Here is a 16,148-nt window from a genome sequence, read left to right on the forward strand (position 1 = left end):
CGCCCCTGCGCAGGGAGTGCCGCTGCCGGTAGCGGCGCGGCGATGGTGCGATGGGGGAGACGGGCGATCAGCGGTGGCCGATGTTAGCGCTACCAAATTCAGAACATCACGCTGCAGGGCAGCATAGGCGACGGAAGGCATCGTGGCGGCTGCGACAGTGGCGCTGATCGGAATGGTGCCGGCTGCATATGGCGCACTGGCGTGTTGCACTGCGCGATGGTTTTTGCCCGGCAGCGTGGTAATGGTAGCGCTATCACCCGTGGCGCAAGGCCACCTTCGTGCAGGTGCAGTGCTCGATGAATCGAACCGAAGAACGCGGCAACCAGAGGCCGGGCCACGCGCGACATGTGGCAGCGCATTGCAGTGGCCGTTGCGCGATTGCCCGTCGCAGGCTGCGTCCAGCAGCGCTATGGCGCCCGCGCACATGAGCGAGTTGCCGCAAGCGGCTGCCCCTGCCGGCACGCTGGCGCGCCTGGGCCGCATGCGTTGGCGTGTCTGCGCACTGCTGCTTGCCGCCACCACCATCAACTATGTCGACCGCCAGGTGCTGGGCGTGCTGGCGCCGTTTCTGCAGACGCAGATCGGCTGGAACGAGATCCAGTATGGCTATATCGTCACCGCGTTCCAGGCCGCCTACGCGCTGGGCCTGTTGTGCAGCGGTGCGGTGATCGACCGCTTCGGCACACGCGTCGGTTACGCACTGGCGATCGGCATCTGGAGCCTGGCGGCGATGGGGCATGCGCTGGCCACCAGCGTGGTGGGCTTTGCGATTGCGCGCTTCTTCCTGGGGCTGGGCGAATCCGGCAACTTCCCCGCTGCGCTGAAGACGGTGGCCGAGTGGTTCCCGCGTCGCGAGCGCGCACTGGCCACCGGCATCTTCAATTCCGGCTCCAACATCGGTGCGATCGTCGCGCCGTTGCTGGTGCCGCTGATCGCCACCGCCTGGGGCTGGCAGGCGGCATTCCTGTTCACCGGCGTGCTCAGCGCCACCTGGCTGCTGGTGTGGTGGCTCAGCTATCACCCGCCCGAGCAGCAACCCGGCCTGTCGGCGGCAGAGCTGGCGCATATCCGCAGCGATGCGCACGAGCCGGTGCAGCGGCGGCTGTCGTGGTTGCAGGTGCTGCGGCATCGGCAGGCCTGGGCGTTCGTGCTGGGCAAGTTCATCACCGACCCGATCTGGTGGTTCTTCCTGTTCTGGCTGCCCAAGTTCCTGCATGCCGAATACGGATTGAGTCTGTTGCAACTGGGCGCGCCGTTGATCGTGATCTTCGTACTGGCCGATATCGGCAGCATTGCCGGCGGCTGGGTCGCCGGGCGCTTCATCGCGCGCGGCTGGAGCGTTAACCGCGCACGCAAGAGCGCAATGCTGATCTGCGCGATCTCGGTGGTGCCGATCGTGTTCGCTGCACGCGCCGATAACCTGTGGCTGGCCGTGGGCCTGATCGGCCTGGCCACCGCTGCGCATCAGGGGTGGTCGGCCAATCTGTTCACGCTGCCATCGGACATGTTTCCACGCCACGCGGTCGCCACCGTGGTCGGCATCGGCGGCTTTGCCGGCGCGGTCGGTGGCATGCTGATCGCCACCTTCATCGGGTTCCTGCTGCAGGCCACCGGCAGTTATGTGCCGGTGTTCCTGATGGCAGGCTCGGCGTATCTGCTGGCGCTGGCGGTGGTACACATGCTGGTGCCACGCTTGGCGCCGGCGCAGCTGCCGGCAGATGCCGCCGCCACCGCCGCATCTTCCTGAGGGGATCATCATGCAATTACGCACACTGGCAATCGGGTTGTTGTTGGCGGCGAACGTCGCAACGCTTGCGCAGGCCGCACCGCTGGCTTCCGGCGCGCCCAAGTTCCTGGGCAGCGCCTACAGTCCGCAACAGTCCCCGGGATTTGCGCAGTACTGGAACAAACTCACGCCGGAAAACAGCGGCAAGTGGGGCAGCGTGGAAGCGGTGCGCGACCAGATGGACTGGAGCGGGCTGGATACCGCCTACCGGCTGGCCAAGGCCAACGGCATGCCGTTCCAGATGCATGTGATGGTGTGGGGCAATCAGCAGCCGGAGTGGATCAAGTCGTTGCGGCCGGCCGAGCAACGCCGCGAGATCGAGCAGTGGTTCGCCGCGGTGGCGCAGCGCTATCCGGAGATCGACCTGCTGGAAGTGGTCAACGAGCCGCTCAACGACCCGCCCAGCAAGGACGACACCGGCGGCGGCAATTATCTGCAGGCGCTCGGCGGCAACGGCGCCAGCGGTTGGGAGTGGGTGCTGCAGTCGTTCCGGCTGGCGCGCCAGCACTTTCCGCGTGCGCGGCTGATGATCAACGACTACAGCATCACCAACAGTCCCCAGGCCACGCAGAAGTACCTGCAGATCGTGCAGTTGCTGCAGCGCGAGCAACTGGTCGATGCGATCGGCGTGCAGGAGCATGCCTTCGAAACCACGCCGAATGTGGCGATGTCGGTGCACCGCGACAATCTCGATGCACTGGCCGCGACCGGCTTGCCGATCTACATCACCGAGTTCGATCTGGACGGGCCCACCGATGCGCAGCAGCTGGCCGCCTACCAGCGTGTGTTCCCGGTGTTCTGGGAGCACCCCGGCGTGCGCGGCATCACGCTGTGGGGCTTTCGTCCCGGGCTGTGGCGCGACAAGGAAGCGGCCTATTTGATTCGCGCCGATGGCACCGAGCGGCCGGCGCTGACCTGGCTGCGCGATTACGTTGCCAGCCACGGTGCGGCGCGGTGATCCCGGTGCCCTGCCTTTTTCCTGCCCGTTCGGCGATCGACTGATGCCTACCTCCATTCCGCTGACCCTCCACGCCGACCGCCTGTTGCCCGCCGACCCCAGCACGCGTGCGATCGCGCGCCGCCTGTACGCGAAGATCGCTGCACTGCCGATCATCAGCCCGCATGGTCATACCGAACCGGCGTGGTTCGCTACCGACGCGCCGTTCGCCAATGCCACCGAGTTATTGCTGGTGCCGGATCACTACGTGTTCCGCATGCTCTACAGCCAGGGCGTCGCACTGGATGCCTTGGGCATTCCGCGTGCGGATGGATCGCGCGCGATCGTGGATCCACGCGCGGCGTGGCGCGTGTTCGCTGAGCACTACACGTTGCTGCGCGGTACGCCGTCAGCGTTGTGGTTGAATCATGTCTTCCATGACGTGTTCGATCTGCGCATCCGGCTGGATGCCGGCACTGCCGATCATTACTACGACCACATCACCGCGGCGCTGCAGACGCCGGCATTCCGTCCGCGTGCCCTGTTCGAGCGCTTCGACATCGAGGTGATTGCCACCACCGAGTCGCCGCTGGACACGCTGCAGCACCACGCGGCCATTCGCGCCAGCGGCTGGAAGGGACGCGTGCTCACCGCGTACCGCCCGGACCCGGTGGTCGACCCCGAACACGAACAGTTTGCCGCTGCGCTGCAGCAGTTCGGCGCGCTCACCGGCGAGGATGTGCTGAGCTGGCAAGGCTATCTGCGTGCGCACCGGCAGCGCCGCGCCTTCTTTGCCGCGCATGGCGCCACCTCGACCGACCACGGCCACCCCAGCGCGGCCACCGCCGATCTGTCGCCGGCCGAGGCGCAACGCCTGTTCGACACCGTGGTACGTGGTGCCGCCACACCGGCGCAGGCCGAGCTGTTCCGCGCGCAGGTGCTGACCGAAATGGCGGCGATGAGCCTGGACGATGGCCTGGTGATGCAGTTGCACCCGGGCTGCTTTCGCAATCACAACCGGCAGTTGTTCCAGACCTTCGGGCGCGACAAGGGCGCCGATATTCCGATGCGCACCGACTACGTGCACGCGCTCAAACCCTTGCTGGACCGGTTCGGCAACGACCCGCGCCTGCGCCTGATCGTGTTTACGCTGGACGAAACCAGCTACAGCCGCGAGCTGGCGCCACTGGCCGGCCATTACCCCTCGTTGTTGCTGGGGCCGGCATGGTGGTTCCATGACGCGCCGGAAGGCATGTGGCGCTTCCGCGAGCAGACCCTGGCCAGCGCCGGCTTCTACAACACCGTGGGCTTCAACGACGATACCCGCGCCTTCCTGTCGATTCCGGCGCGGCACGATGTGGCGCGGCGCGTGGACAGCGCCTTTCTCGCCAAACTGGTCGCCGAGCACAGGCTGGACGAGGACGAGGCGGTCGAGGTTGCGATCGATCTGGCGTATCGCCTGCCCAAGCAAGCCTACAAGCTGTGAGGCTGGGCGAGGCAGCACGCAGCGATGCCTGCACGCGTGCACGTGGTGCGGATGGGACACGCCTGCAGGCACGGTCGATGCGAGGCGCGATATGACGCACACGGGCATGCAGGCGAGGGTGATGCGCGCGCTCAGGGATTGCGCACGCCTCGCGCGTGTCGCGATGCTTTGCATCTGCCTGGTAGTGCCCGCGCTGGCAGCACTACCGGCGCCGACCCAGTTGCCGCGCGAGCGCGTCTCGCTCAACGCGCAGTGGCGCTTCCATCGCGGCGATCCTCCAGACAATCGGCAAATCCTGGACTACGACATCCGCCCGCACGTGCTACGCAGCGAAGACGGCAAGGTGGCCGACGCGCAGCCCGAGCAGGCGCAGCGCCTCGATACCACCGCAACCCGCGTGCTCAAGCCATGGATCCTGCCCACGGCCAATGCCTTGATTGCAGATCCCGCGAAGCGGCACGAACGCCCGCCCGGCCACCCCGGCAGCAGTGTCGCTTTCGTGCAGCCGCAGTTCGACGAAAGCGGCTGGGAGCGCGTGGATCTGCCGCACGACTGGGCCATCGCCGGGCCGTTCCTGGCCGATGGTCCCTATGGCGGCATGGGGCGCTTGCCGAGCTGGGGCGTGGGTTGGTATCGCAAGCGCCTGGACATCCCCGCCAGCGATCGCGGGCGCGCGCTGTTTCTGGATCTCGATGGCGCCATGGCCTATGCCACGGTCTGGCTCAACGGCAAGCTGGTCGGCGGCTGGCCGTATGGCTACAGCTCCTGGCGCGTGGACCTGAGCCCCTATGTGGTGTTTGGTGCGCGCAACCAGCTGGCGATCCGCCTGGACAACCCGCCCGACTCGGCGCGCTGGTATCCGGGCGGCGGGCTGTATCGCAATGTGTGGCTGACCAAAGCTGCGCCGCTGCATGTCGCGCATTGGGGCACGCAGCTGACCACGCCGCAGGTCTCGGCCGACACCGCGCAGGTGCAGCTGGCGATCACGCTGGACAACGCCGCGCGCAGCGCGGTGCAGGCACAGGTCAGCACCGCCATCTATGTGCTCGACGATGCACGCGGCACACGCAGCGGCGCGCCGGTCGCGCGCATTGCCGCCGTGCAGGTTGCGGTTGCCGCCGGTGGCAGCGCCCGTGTGCAGGGCAGTACGCAGATCGACCACCCGCGTCTGTGGGGCCCGCCGCCGACCCAGCGCCCGCACCGCTATGTCGCAGTGACGGAGGTCAGTCAGGACGGGCACGTGGTGGATCGCTACGAAACACCGTTCGGTGTCCGCAGCATCGTGTTCGATGCCGACAAGGGCCTGCTGGTCAACGGCGAACATGTGCCGATTCGCGGCGTGAACAATCATCACGACCTCGGCGCGCTGGGTGCGGCGTTCAACCTGCGCGCCGCCGAGCGGCAACTGCAGTTGCTGCAGCAGATGGGCGCCAATGCCATCCGCATGAGCCACAACCCGCCCGCACCGGAGCTATTGGAGCTGACCGACCGCATGGGCCTGCTGGTGGCGGACGAGGTGTTCGACAGTTGGGAGATGAAGAAGACCCCGCTGGATTTCCACCTGGTGTTCCCGCAGTGGCACGAGCCGGACCTGCGCGCGATGCTGCGGCGCGACCGCAATCATCCTTCGGTGATCCTGTGGAGCGTCGGTAACGAAGTCGGTGAGCAGTACACCGGCGAGCAGGGCGCGGCGATCGCACGCACACTGCACGCCATCGTGCATGAGGAAGACCCCACGCGCCCCGCCACGGTGGCGATGAACTACGCCTCGCCCGAGATGCCGCTGCCCGCTGTGCTGGATGTCATCAGCCTCAACTACCAGGGCGAAGGCATCCGCGACGCACCGGAATTCGCAGGCACCGAGCGCATCCGCAAACAACCGCAATATCCCGCGTTCCATGGCAGGTTCCCGCACAAGCCCATTCTCAGCAGCGAGACCGCCTCGGCGTTGAGCAGCCGCGGTGTGTATCTGTTTCCGGTGACGCCAGACATTAGCGCGCCGGTGCGCGATGGGCGCGGCGGCGATTCGGTCGCGCACCAGGTCAGCGCCTACGAACTGCATGCGGTGGACTTCGGCTCCAGCGCCGACAAGGTGTTCGCGGCGCAGGACCGGCATCGGTATGTCGCCGGCGAATTCGTCTGGACCGGCTTCGATTATCTGGGCGAGCCCACGCCGTACTACAGCTCGCGCAGTTCGTACTCCGGCATCTTCGATCTGGCCGGTTTTCCCAAGGATCGCTACTGGCTGTATCAATCGCGTTGGCGCCCCGATCTGCCGATGGCGCATCTGCTGCCGCACTGGACCTGGCCCGGCCGCGAGGGTCAGGTCACGCCGGTGCATGTGTTCACCTCCGGCGACGAGGCCGAGCTGTTCGTCAATGGCGTCTCGCAGGGGCGCAAGCGCAAGGGCCCGCTGCAGTACCGGCTGCGCTGGGACGCGGTGGTCTACCAACCCGGCGAGCTGCGCGTGCAGGCGTACAAGGAAGGCAAACCCTGGGCCGACGACCGCGTACAAACCGCCGGCAGCGCCGCGCGCATGCAGGTGACGCCCGACCGCGGCAGCATCCGTGGCGACGGGCAGGATCTGAGTTTCGTCACCGTGCGCCTGCTCGATCGCGATGGACGTCCTGTGCCGACCGCCGGCGACCGCCTGCGTTTCCGCATCGAAGGCCCGGGCGAGCTGGTCGCCACCGACAACGGCGATCCCACCAACCTGGAATCCTTCGCCGCGCCGCAGCGCAATGCGTTCAACGGGCTGTGCCTGGCGATCGTGCGTGCCAAGCCCGGCGCGCGTGGCACCATCACGCTGCATGTGGACTCCGACAGTTTGCAGGCCGCCAGTGCGCAGGTGGTGGTGGAGTGATGGGGTTCCCGATGACGCACTACCTGCGGTACCTGCACAGGAATCCGGCGATGCAGCAGACCCACGAGCGCCCAGCAGCAGGCTTGCGTTTTGTTCTGGCCCTGATCGGCGCTGTGATGGCAGTGCCGGCCTTGGCTGACTGCGACACCCGCAGCACCTCGCTCGAGCACGCCTACGCCGACGGCTTTCTGATCGGCACCGCCGTCAATGCCGACATCGTCTCCGGCAAGGACGCTGCCTCTGCCGCGCTGGTCGCCTGCCACTTCAATGCCATCACTGCCGAGAACGTGATGAAGGCCGAAGTGGTCGCTCCGCGCCCGGGCGTGTTCGACTTCGGCACGGCCGACGCCTTCGTCGCCTATGGGCGCGATCACGCCATGTTCGTGGTCGGCCATACCCTGGTCTGGCACAACCAGACGCCGGAGTGGTTCTTCGTCGATGCACAAGGCAAGCCCAACAGCGCCGACGCGCAGCTGGAGCGCATGCGCGCGCACATCGAGCGCGTGGCGGGGCGCTACGTCGGCAAGGTGCAGGCCTGGGACGTGGTCAATGAGATCATCGACGAAGACGGACGTTACCGCGATACCAACTGGGTGCAGCGCGTCGGCGATGGCGACACCGTGGTGCGCAACGCCTTCACCTTTGCCCAACGGTATGCGCCGGATGCGGAGCTCTACTACAACGATTTCAACGCATGGCGGCCGAGCAAGCGCGATGGCATCGTGCGCATGGTCAGGATGCTGCAGCAATCGGGCATCCGCATCGATGGCGTCGGCATGCAGGGACACTGGGGGCTCAACTATCCCAGCCTGCGCGATATCGAAGACGCCATCGATGCCTACGCCGCGCTCGGCATCAAGGTCATGATCACCGAGCTGGACATCGACGTGTTGCCACTGACCAGGGAAGGCCAGGTCATCGGGACCGGACTTGCGCACAAGCAGTTCCAGCTGCCGGAATTCAAGCGCTTTCTCGACCCGTATCGCGAGGGCTTGCCGCCGCAGGTGCAGGCGCAGCTGCGCGATCGCTACGCCGAGCTGTTCGCGCTGTTCTGGCGCAAGCGCGACAAGCTCGCACGCGTCAGCGTGTGGGGTGTCAGCGATGGCATGTCCTGGAAGAACGATTACCCCGTGCCGGGCCGCACCAACTATCCGCTGCTGTTCGATCGCAATCACCAGCCCAAACCGGCGCTGGATGCGGTGTTGGCGGTACCCGCGCACGCTGGCGAGCGCTAGCACGGCTGCCGGCATGCGCAGCAGGCCTGCACGCGCATGGTGGCATCATGGCCCGACTTCGTTACTGGACAGACCGATGCGCTTGCCGCCCTATCTGCTGTTGGCCGTTCCGCTGCTGGCAATCCTCGCCGCCTGCACCAGGAAGGAGGTGCCGCCACCGCGCTTTGCCGCGATCGGGCATCTGCAGAGCTTCGATCGCAGCTTCAGCGACGTGGTCGCTGGCGATGCGCGCATCGAGAAGCTCAGCGAAGGCTTCACCTGGTCCGAAGGCCCGGCCTGGGTCCGCAACGGTGGCTATCTGCTGTTCACCGATGTGCCGGAAAACAAGCTCTATCGCTGGTCCGAGGACGCAGGCCTGTCGGTCCTGCTGTCGCCGTCCGGTTACAGCGGCCCGGAGCAGGCCACGCTGCGCGAAGCCGGCGCCAATGGGCTGTATGCCGAACCGGGCGGCACCGTGTTGCTGGCCGATTCGGGCACGCGCATCGTCGCCAGGCTCGACCCGGCCACGCGCAAGAAGACGCCGCTGGCGACGCAGTTTGAAGGTCACCGTTTCAACAGCCCCAACGATCTGGTCCGCCGCAGCGATGGCGTGGTGTTCTTCACCGACCCGCCTTACGGCCTGAAGGGCATGAACGATTCGCCGGTCAAGCAGCTGCGCTACAACGGCGTCTACCGGCTGGACACCGACGGCAGCGTGCATCTGCTGGACGACAGTCTCAGCCTTCCCAACGGCATCGCACTGTCGCCCGATGCGCGCACCCTTTACGTGGCCAACTCCGATCCGGAGCGCCCGATCTGGATGGCCTACACGCTCGACGCAGCCGGTGCGGTGACCAGCAAGCGCGTGTTCGCCGACGCCTCCGATCTGGTCGCCAAGGACGCGCCCGGCCTGCCCGACGGCATGGCGGTTTCCGCCGACGGCCACCTGTTCGCCACCGGCCCCGGCGGCGTCATCGTGTTCGCCCCCGATGGCCGCAGGCTGGGCCGCATCGAAACCGGCGAACCCATCTCCAACTGCGCCTTCGGCAACGACGGCCATACGCTGTACATGACCTCGCACGCGATGCTGGCGCGGGTGCGGGTCAAGGCGCTTGGCTTGGAGTTTGCCCAATCGCCGCTTTAGTAGGAGCGGCCCTGGCCGCGATGGAGCTGTACCGGTCACCCTGTGTTGCAAATCGTTCTGCTTTCAGCAGTCACAACAGCTGATGGATACGATGTGCTGACAGACCGGTTTTGTAGCAGGCAACCTTGAATTCTGCGGTCCAGAACTCTAGACTCGCACCCTAAGTGGACTGGGGGTTCCCGGTCGGCGTCATAGCCTCGGTGAGATCACCGGGGCTTTTCGCTTTCTGGCGGCGGGAAAATTTTCAGGCCCCAGCCTTCATAGTCGACACCCAATTGACGCCGGCCTTGCTTGCAGAAGAATTTTCGCTGCAGCACGTCGAATGCGCGATTGGGATGATCCGGGCGCAGTACCGATAGCCCGATGGGCCGCGCAACGAGGTCAGCCAGTTGCAAGCCAGATGAGTTGGCCTTTTTGTCCGCAAAGACGATGGTGAAGGGAAGTTGCCGGCCCCAGCGGTTTGCGTCGTCGCAGATCCGCCTGAATTCCAGCTCCAGATCGCGGTCTTCCTTCTTGCCACGGCACTCAACCACCACGTGCGTTGCAACGTCGTCCTGCTTCTTTTCCTGCATCAGTTCGAAAAGTGTTTCCAGGCAGAATGCGAGCGCCAGGTGGTAGGGATTGTCTGCGGTCTGGGCCTTTTCCTTCAGCCGTGTCTTGTCGATGACACAGCTGATCAGGATGAAGTTGTGCGACTCGATGATGCCCGTCAGCTCGTCCAGAAAAATCGTCTTTTCCAACCGATCACTGAAGCGGAAATATCCCTTTTCCTTGCGGATGTCATGCTCGTGGAGAATCACCACGTCATGCCCGAAATGCCTGAACTTGAATGACTCAATCGCGGGAACCACGCGTTGCGCGTAGTGGCCTTTGTGGAAGACACACAAGGCCAGCACAAACACCGGATAGTTGGGATCTACCGACTCCAGGCCGTGGTCGCCGCTTTCATCGACATAGACGATGTAATTGCTGTAACGCGGGTCGGCAGCCGCCAGTAGTGGCGGTGTCGCCGGCTCGCCTTCCGCCTGTACCAGTGGCAGCGAAAATTGCCCGGCAACGCCAGGCATCGTTGATGGCGTGTGATCTGATCCACGTTTCGGCATGACCGCTCCCTGGCGCTGCACATTGGACAACGATGCAGCAGATTAGATCCTCATCTGCAGAGGCACAATCTTCAACCAAGTCTCTCGCAGCATGCCGTACGCGGGAGGCGGAATGGCCTATTGCGCGCTGCTTTCATGCAGTACCAGCACATCATCCAGCTCCGGCCCGCCGCCGCGGTTGCCGCTGCCCGCCACGATGTACAGAGCGTCGCCGACCGCTGCGGCCTGGGTGCCATGGCGCCCTCGCGGCAATGCGGCCAGCGGCGTCCAGGTGGAGGTGGCCGGGTCGTAAGCTTCGACCTCGTCGTGCGCCTTCACCTGGCGCGTGCTCTCGCCGCCCATGACCAGCAGCTGGCCATTGCGTGCAATGGCGGCGGCACCGGCGCGCGGCGTCGGCAGTGCGGCCGGGGCAACGCTCCAGGTGCCGCGCTGGATGTCATAGACATCGACTTCGGAAATGGTCTGCGCCAAGGTGTTGCCGCTCTCGTGCGATGACCTGCGGCCACCGGCCGCGTACAGCTTGCCGTCGAGCACCACTGCATGGAAGTGATCGCGCGCACGCGGTGCGTCGGCCAGCTGCGTCCATTGCTGCGTCCTGGTGTCGAACGCATCCAGCCACGGCACGTACCCGCTCATATGGCCGCGCGTGTTGCCGCCGACCAGGTACAGCACGCCGTCGTGCGCCACCGCGCCTGCCGCGCCGCGGCGACGGCCTTTGGGAATCTCCGCGCCTGCCTGCCAGCGATCGGTGGCAGGGTCGTAGATCAACAAGTGGGTCAGCGCGGCTTCTTCCGGGTAGTCGCCGGTCAGGCCGCCGACGACGTAGATCTTCCCCGACGACACCACTGCCTGCGCATGGCTGACCGCCAGCGGCGGCGTGCTGCCCTTGGACCAACGGCGTGTTGTGGTGTCGAAGATGTCCAGCGGGCGGTCGTCGCGCCCTCCGATCAGATAGAGCCTGTCGCCGACCGACACCAGGCTGTTCTCATGGCGCGCGTGCGGTTTGTTGTGCGGGGTCAGCGTCTGCCAGGAGGCCACCTGCTTCGATTGTGCCGAGGTGGCCACCGGCACCGCCTTGTCGGTGGCCTGACCAAGCGCGGGGAAAGTGCCGACCGCGGCAGCAAACAGGCTTGCGCGGAACCAGCTCGTCAACAGGCGCATGCAGCACTCTTCCGATGGCGTGGGCAGGCCAGTGTAGCGACACGTGCGCGATGATCCACTCGCACAAGCAGGCTGATCCAGGGCCAGGTCGCGCGTGCTTGCGCATTGCCGTGATGTCCCCGGCAGGCTGCCTAGGCAGTCCTGGCTGCCGGCTTCTTCACATGCAGCAGCACCGCGCATGCGAACACTACGGCAACGCGATACGACAGGAGAAAGGTGTGGCACGCAAACCGGCAAAGCAGGCGTCTTCGACAACACCGCCCAAGACAGTTGCCGACGCGGCGGCACGCGGACTGCGGTTGCGCGAGCAGCATGGGCGTGGTGGCACCGCAATCGGCGTTGCGCGTGCGCGCGATCTTTCGGCACGGAAATCGCTTTCCACGCAGACCATCCGGCGCATGCATGCGTACTTCGCGCGCCACAGCGTGGACAAGACTGGCAAGGGCTGGGCCGACCGTAGCGCGCCATCGGCCGGCTACATTGCCTGGCTGCTCTGGGGCGGCGATGCCGGCCAGCGCTGGGCGGCACGGCAGTACCAGCGTCTGGAAGAGGCGGCGAGCGCGAAGACCCCGGCAGGAAAACGAGCAAGCGCGACCACGACGGCCGCCGCCCATGCCAGTGCCGCGGACAAGCGCACCCCGAAGAAGACCGCGAGAAAGAAGGCGGTCGCAAAGAAAGCAACCCGAACGTCGCCAGCGAGGAAACCGTCGGCAACACGGGCCGCGACCAAGAAAACGAGCGCCGCTAGCGCAGCGACGCGCAAGTCGGCGCCCTCGGCCGGCGCCCGCAAGGCGACCGGCAAGAAGGCAGTCAAGAAGGCAGTCAAGAAGACTGCGGCCAGGAAATCTCCTGCAAAGAAGGCAGCATCGACGAAGAAAGCGGTAAACAAGACGGTCGCCCGCCGAACTGCAGCCGGGAAGAGCGCTTCCACGCGCGGTGCAGCGAAGAAAGGCACAAGCAAGACGTCTGCGCCATGGAAAAAGCCCAACCCCAAGAGTCGCTCGCGCTCAGGTCCGCTGTCCCCGGCGCAGAAGGCACAGGCCAGACAACGTGCCAAGGCAGCAGGCCGCCCCTATCCCAATCTGGTGGACAACATGGCAGTGGCAGGTAAAGGCAGCGCTGCCAAGCGGGCGAGTGGATCGGGTGCTGCGAAAAAAGCTGGTAAACGTTAGCCGCAACCGGCTGTCAGAATGGCCGAACCCGCTCGGCTCACGCGCGACGGCACGGGAGAGATGGGTTGCGCGTAAGCAGACTATTGTTCCGGGCGCTGCCGCTTGCTGTTTCGGCGGCATTGGTCCGAACAATACTTCACCTCGTCCCACACCTTTTCCCACTTCTTGCGCCAGCAGAAGGGTCGCCTGCATTGAACGCAGAGCTTTTCCGGCAAGTTCTGCTTCTTGTGGGCGGCCATGGGAATGCGGACGTCGGACGCTGTGCGGCAGGGGTTCAAGCATGCCATAGCGATGCATTGGGCCGAAGCCTCCGCCGCTCCACGAGATGCGTCGGCGGGCTTGGCAGCGTGGTCGTGAAAGCGGCACGCGCAGTGTCTATAGTGATGCAGGTTGGCTTGTGCCGAGATGGAACGAGCCTCCCCAACGCGGGGACATGCACTCGCCTCATCATCAGACAAGGACGCCCATGAAGCTGTTTCCACTTCTACTATCTGCCCTGCTGTACGGCATTTCGCTGTGCCTTCCTGCACTGCATGGCGGTAATGATCAACTGGGTGGATTTGTCATCCTGCTGTTTGGCTGGATGCAGGTGCTCGATGGCCAGTGCCTGGCCTGGATGAGTAACCCGGTGTTCCTGTTGGCATGGCTGTGTTATTTCCTCAAGGCGGACAAGATGGCGGCGGCCCTGTTGGTAGCGGCTTGCCTGATCGGGTTGGATACCTTTCGCGCAACCCGGTTCGACAAGAACGAGGCTGGCCAGCAAGTCATGATCGATCACGTGGGCGCCGCATTCTATGTGTGGGAGTTGAGCTTTGTGGTCCTGCTCGTGCTGGTGCTGACGCGCATCTTCAATACATCCGGCGGCAGCCAGGGCGTCCGGGTATCGTGACCCACAGGCAAGCCAAGATGTCTGAATTGTGCAGATCTGCATGACATCCAGAGGGCGCTCAGGACCATCGACATGTGGCCGGTCAACTTGAACCGCAGGGCGGTCATTGCCATCGCCACGCTGGCGATTGCCTGCATCGCATCCAATCCGGAGGTTGCAGCGGCCATACCACTGCTGGAGATGGTGGGTATCGACGTGTTTGCATACTTGTTGGCAAGCCGGCTGGGCCCGGTTCTGCTGCAGGGCGTGGCGCCGGTGATCCGGGATGCATACATGCGCCGGGGCCACAGGCGGGTGCGGCCACTGGGCCATGCAGTCAACTGCCGCCTGGGTGGATACTTGCGGCAGGTGAGTTGGTACACCGGTCAGCTGGGGCTGGCCGCCGCGGTTGGTTGCACGCGGATCTGTGCGCTGCGTCGCCAGGCAACTGCCGTACCGGCTTGAACCCGAGTACCACGACAGAGGAGTCGATGCGTCGAACCTGCGCGGCTGGTGAGCGAGAAGGTGCCGCTAAGGTGCCGGAACACGATTCGCGCATGGGGAACCGGCAGCGAAATCGGCAAGGTTGCGCAGGGTGATGTCGGAGATCTCCTGCAATGCCTCTGCGGTGAAGAACCCCTGGTGCCCGGTCACCAGCACATTGGGGAAGGTCATCAGGCGCTGAAACGCTTCGTCGTCGATGATTTCGCCCGAGCGGTCCTGGAAGAACAATGCGCTTTCCTGTTCGTAGACATCGATGGCCAGATGGCCGAGCTGGCGGGACTTGAGCGCGCGGATCACCGCATCGGTATCCACCAAGCCACCGCGCGAGGTGTTGACCAGCATCGCACCCGGCTTCATCGACGCCAGCGCCGTGTCATCGATCAGGTGCTGCGTTGCCGGTGTCAGCGGGCAGTGCAGCGAGACGATGTCCGAGCGGGCGAACAGTGTCTCCAGCTCCACCCGCTGCCCAAGCGCATCGAAGCCAGGCGTGGGATAAGGATCAAAGCCCAGCACATCGCAGCCCATCCCTTGAAAGATACGCGCAGTCGCCAGCCCGATCTTGCCCAGCCCGATCAGGCCCACCGTCTTGCCGTGCAAGGTGCGGCCGAGCAGGCCATTGAGCATGAAGTTGCCCTCGCGCACGCGGTTGTAGGCGCGGTGCGTCTGGCGGTTGAGCGTCATGACCAGCGCCAGGGTGTGCTCGGCCACCGCTTCGGGCGAGTAGGCCGGCACGCGTGCCACGAACAGCCCAAGTGCGGTGGCCGCAGCAAGATCCACATTGTTGAAACCGGCGCAGCGCAGCAGCACCGCGCGCACACCGGTCGCGTGCAGTGCCTGCAGCACGGGCGCATCGAGCTGGTCGTTGACGAACACGCAGACCACCTCGCAGCCCTGCGCCAACGCTGCCGTCCGCAGATCGAGTGATGCCTCGAAATAAACGAACTCGGCTGCACATTGCGTGCCTGGGCGTAGTTTCGCTTCATCGAGAAAGCGCTTGTCGTAAGGGCGCGTGCTGAAGACAGCCATTTTCATGCAGAGAACTCCATCGGTGCGCGAATACGGTAGCTTGCGCGTGGCCATGTGGCGCTTGAACCTGTCCGAACGTGGGCGGGGCGTAGGTGAGGCCAAGCATGTCATGTCGAGCGATGCGGCGCAGATGCCATTGCAGGCACGAAGCTCTCTACCGCTGACAGCCCCTGCGCTACGCAGCCTTGCTTTGCTGCTCCGCACCGCAACAGGCACCTCTGCTCTCAGGCGCAAACAGCCGGCCTCCCTTCTGCAATCCAGACAGGAGCAGAATGCGTCCCTTCTCCCGTGCACGGGAGAAGGAACCGCAAAGCGCCGGGTGAGGGCGCTCGCCCCAGGCGTGTCACCTGCGGCGCGATCTCACCGCTGGTACCGCAGGCGCCACGCGGCTGATCAACAGCACGCCGCGTCCCACCGTCACCCGCAACGCATCACCCACTGCGAAACCGCAGTGTTCCAGCCAGCGCCCGGACAGCCGCAGCTTGGGCACCGCACAACCGATGACATCCTCGGCACGCCGCACGTCGTAGTGCTGGTAGCTCATGGTGACCCGCTCGGGAATGCGGAAGCCGGGCTTGCGCAAGGGCGGGGTAGGCGCCAGCGCTGGATCCACCGCTGGCTCAGCACCGGTCATGCCGGCAGCCGGGCGGTGCTTGGATCTGGCGCGTGTCACAACAGACCGCCTGGAAGGCGATGCAGCGCGTGCACTGGCGGTTGCTTTTGGACGGGTCATATCGAACTCCTTGTGCGATAGGAAGTCCGCCATCTCGCTGCTAAACGAGGGTGGCGGACGATGCGCGGTTAGCAGACCGGTCACAAGGAACCGGCAGACCTTGCGGTCTCCGCGCACCGCCCGCCGTAAAGCGAGCACGCCTGCCCATGCG

At 65.2% G+C, this 16,148-nt stretch carries 14 protein-coding genes; 9 read left to right on the top strand and 5 right to left on the bottom strand.

Annotation, left to right across the window (positions count from 1 at the left end):
* Window positions 1-241: 241 nt before the first annotated feature.
* From DYQ94_RS17640 to DYQ94_RS17665, 6 genes are all read left to right on the top strand, one after another.
* Window positions 242-1,747, top strand: a complete 1,506-nt coding sequence (locus DYQ94_RS17640; protein WP_126966950.1) for an MFS transporter — start codon at window positions 242-244, stop codon at window positions 1,745-1,747.
* A 10-nt stretch (window positions 1,748-1,757) separates the two neighbouring features.
* Window positions 1,758-2,744 (top strand): endo-1,4-beta-xylanase, encoded by a 987-nt coding sequence (locus DYQ94_RS17645; protein ID WP_126966949.1) that lies wholly within the window; start codon window positions 1,758-1,760, stop codon window positions 2,742-2,744.
* A gap of 43 nt (window positions 2,745-2,787) precedes the next feature.
* Window positions 2,788-4,209, top strand: coding sequence for a glucuronate isomerase (gene uxaC, locus DYQ94_RS17650; protein ID WP_126966948.1), 1,422 nt, complete (start codon window positions 2,788-2,790; stop codon window positions 4,207-4,209).
* 163 nt (window positions 4,210-4,372) lie between these two features.
* A complete protein-coding gene (gene galB / locus DYQ94_RS17655; RefSeq protein ID WP_425519015.1) occupies window positions 4,373-7,072 on the top strand; it encodes a beta-galactosidase GalB in 2,700 nt (899 codons plus the stop codon).
* Between the two features lie 50 nt (window positions 7,073-7,122).
* Window positions 7,123-8,307: an endo-1,4-beta-xylanase gene (locus DYQ94_RS17660; RefSeq protein WP_126966946.1), complete on the top strand. Its 1,185-nt coding sequence runs from the start codon at window positions 7,123-7,125 to the stop codon at window positions 8,305-8,307.
* A 76-nt stretch (window positions 8,308-8,383) separates the two neighbouring features.
* Window positions 8,384-9,430, top strand: coding sequence for an SMP-30/gluconolactonase/LRE family protein (locus DYQ94_RS17665; RefSeq protein WP_126966945.1), 1,047 nt, complete (start codon window positions 8,384-8,386; stop codon window positions 9,428-9,430).
* Window positions 9,431-9,636: 206 nt separating this feature from the next.
* Here the strand turns inward: DYQ94_RS17665 and DYQ94_RS17670 are convergent, their stop codons facing one another.
* Window positions 9,637-10,533 carry a DUF3800 domain-containing protein gene (locus DYQ94_RS17670; protein WP_237475025.1) on the bottom strand — a complete coding sequence of 299 codons (897 nt, stop codon included), beginning with the start codon at window positions 10,531-10,533 and terminating at the stop codon, window positions 9,637-9,639.
* Between the two features lie 117 nt (window positions 10,534-10,650).
* Window positions 10,651-11,694, bottom strand: a complete 1,044-nt coding sequence (locus DYQ94_RS17675) for a Kelch repeat-containing protein (protein WP_065033366.1) — start codon at window positions 11,692-11,694, stop codon at window positions 10,651-10,653.
* A 161-nt stretch (window positions 11,695-11,855) separates the two neighbouring features.
* Between DYQ94_RS17675 and DYQ94_RS17680 the strand changes: the two genes are divergently transcribed.
* A complete protein-coding gene (locus DYQ94_RS17680; protein WP_202397606.1) occupies window positions 11,856-12,866 on the top strand; it encodes a DNA-binding protein in 1,011 nt (336 codons plus the stop codon).
* Window positions 12,867-12,946: 80 nt separating this feature from the next.
* Here the strand turns inward: DYQ94_RS17680 and DYQ94_RS17685 are convergent, their stop codons facing one another.
* Entirely contained in the window at window positions 12,947-13,105 is a 159-nt protein-coding gene (locus DYQ94_RS17685; RefSeq protein WP_046346114.1) for a DUF2256 domain-containing protein, read from the bottom strand.
* Window positions 13,106-13,332: 227 nt separating this feature from the next.
* Between DYQ94_RS17685 and DYQ94_RS17690 the strand changes: the two genes are divergently transcribed.
* A complete protein-coding gene (locus DYQ94_RS17690; protein WP_046345117.1) occupies window positions 13,333-13,755 on the top strand; it encodes a hypothetical protein in 423 nt (140 codons plus the stop codon).
* Window positions 13,756-13,827: 72 nt separating this feature from the next.
* The gene (locus DYQ94_RS17695; RefSeq protein ID WP_054591735.1) at window positions 13,828-14,199 is read left to right on the top strand and encodes a hypothetical protein; all 372 of its coding nucleotides are present in this window, start codon (window positions 13,828-13,830) and stop codon (window positions 14,197-14,199) included.
* A 66-nt stretch (window positions 14,200-14,265) separates the two neighbouring features.
* Here the strand turns inward: DYQ94_RS17695 and DYQ94_RS17700 are convergent, their stop codons facing one another.
* Both DYQ94_RS17700 and DYQ94_RS17705 read right to left on the bottom strand, forming a co-directional pair.
* On the bottom strand, window positions 14,266-15,270 hold the full coding sequence (locus DYQ94_RS17700; RefSeq protein WP_126966944.1) for a 2-hydroxyacid dehydrogenase: 1,005 nt from the start codon (window positions 15,268-15,270) through the stop codon (window positions 14,266-14,268).
* 337 nt (window positions 15,271-15,607) lie between these two features.
* Window positions 15,608-15,937 carry a SymE family type I addiction module toxin gene (locus tag DYQ94_RS17705; protein ID WP_241235278.1) on the bottom strand — a complete coding sequence of 110 codons (330 nt, stop codon included), beginning with the start codon at window positions 15,935-15,937 and terminating at the stop codon, window positions 15,608-15,610.
* Window positions 15,938-16,148 lie beyond the last annotated feature (211 nt).

This window comes from Xanthomonas sp. LMG 8993, from assembly GCF_009835065.2.
Taxonomy (GTDB): Bacteria; Pseudomonadota; Gammaproteobacteria; order Xanthomonadales; family Xanthomonadaceae; genus Xanthomonas; species Xanthomonas arboricola.

Coding starts and splice junctions, on each gene's coding strand:
- DYQ94_RS17640 (WP_126966950.1), top strand. CDS start 242: ATGGTAGCGCTATCACCCGTGGCGCAAGGCCACCTTCGTGCAGGTGCA.
- DYQ94_RS17645 (WP_126966949.1), top strand. CDS start 1,758: ATGCAATTACGCACACTGGCAATCGGGTTGTTGTTGGCGGCGAACGTC.
- uxaC (WP_126966948.1), top strand. CDS start 2,788: ATGCCTACCTCCATTCCGCTGACCCTCCACGCCGACCGCCTGTTGCCC.
- galB (WP_425519015.1), top strand. CDS start 4,373: ATGCTTTGCATCTGCCTGGTAGTGCCCGCGCTGGCAGCACTACCGGCG.
- DYQ94_RS17660 (WP_126966946.1), top strand. CDS start 7,123: ATGCAGCAGACCCACGAGCGCCCAGCAGCAGGCTTGCGTTTTGTTCTG.
- DYQ94_RS17665 (WP_126966945.1), top strand. CDS start 8,384: ATGCGCTTGCCGCCCTATCTGCTGTTGGCCGTTCCGCTGCTGGCAATC.
- DYQ94_RS17670 (WP_237475025.1), bottom strand. CDS start 10,533: ATGCCGAAACGTGGATCAGATCACACGCCATCAACGATGCCTGGCGTT.
- DYQ94_RS17675 (WP_065033366.1), bottom strand. CDS start 11,694: ATGCGCCTGTTGACGAGCTGGTTCCGCGCAAGCCTGTTTGCTGCCGCG.
- DYQ94_RS17680 (WP_202397606.1), top strand. CDS start 11,856: ATGCAGCAGCACCGCGCATGCGAACACTACGGCAACGCGATACGACAG.
- DYQ94_RS17685 (WP_046346114.1), bottom strand. CDS start 13,105: ATGGCCGCCCACAAGAAGCAGAACTTGCCGGAAAAGCTCTGCGTTCAA.
- DYQ94_RS17690 (WP_046345117.1), top strand. CDS start 13,333: ATGAAGCTGTTTCCACTTCTACTATCTGCCCTGCTGTACGGCATTTCG.
- DYQ94_RS17695 (WP_054591735.1), top strand. CDS start 13,828: ATGTGGCCGGTCAACTTGAACCGCAGGGCGGTCATTGCCATCGCCACG.
- DYQ94_RS17700 (WP_126966944.1), bottom strand. CDS start 15,270: ATGAAAATGGCTGTCTTCAGCACGCGCCCTTACGACAAGCGCTTTCTC.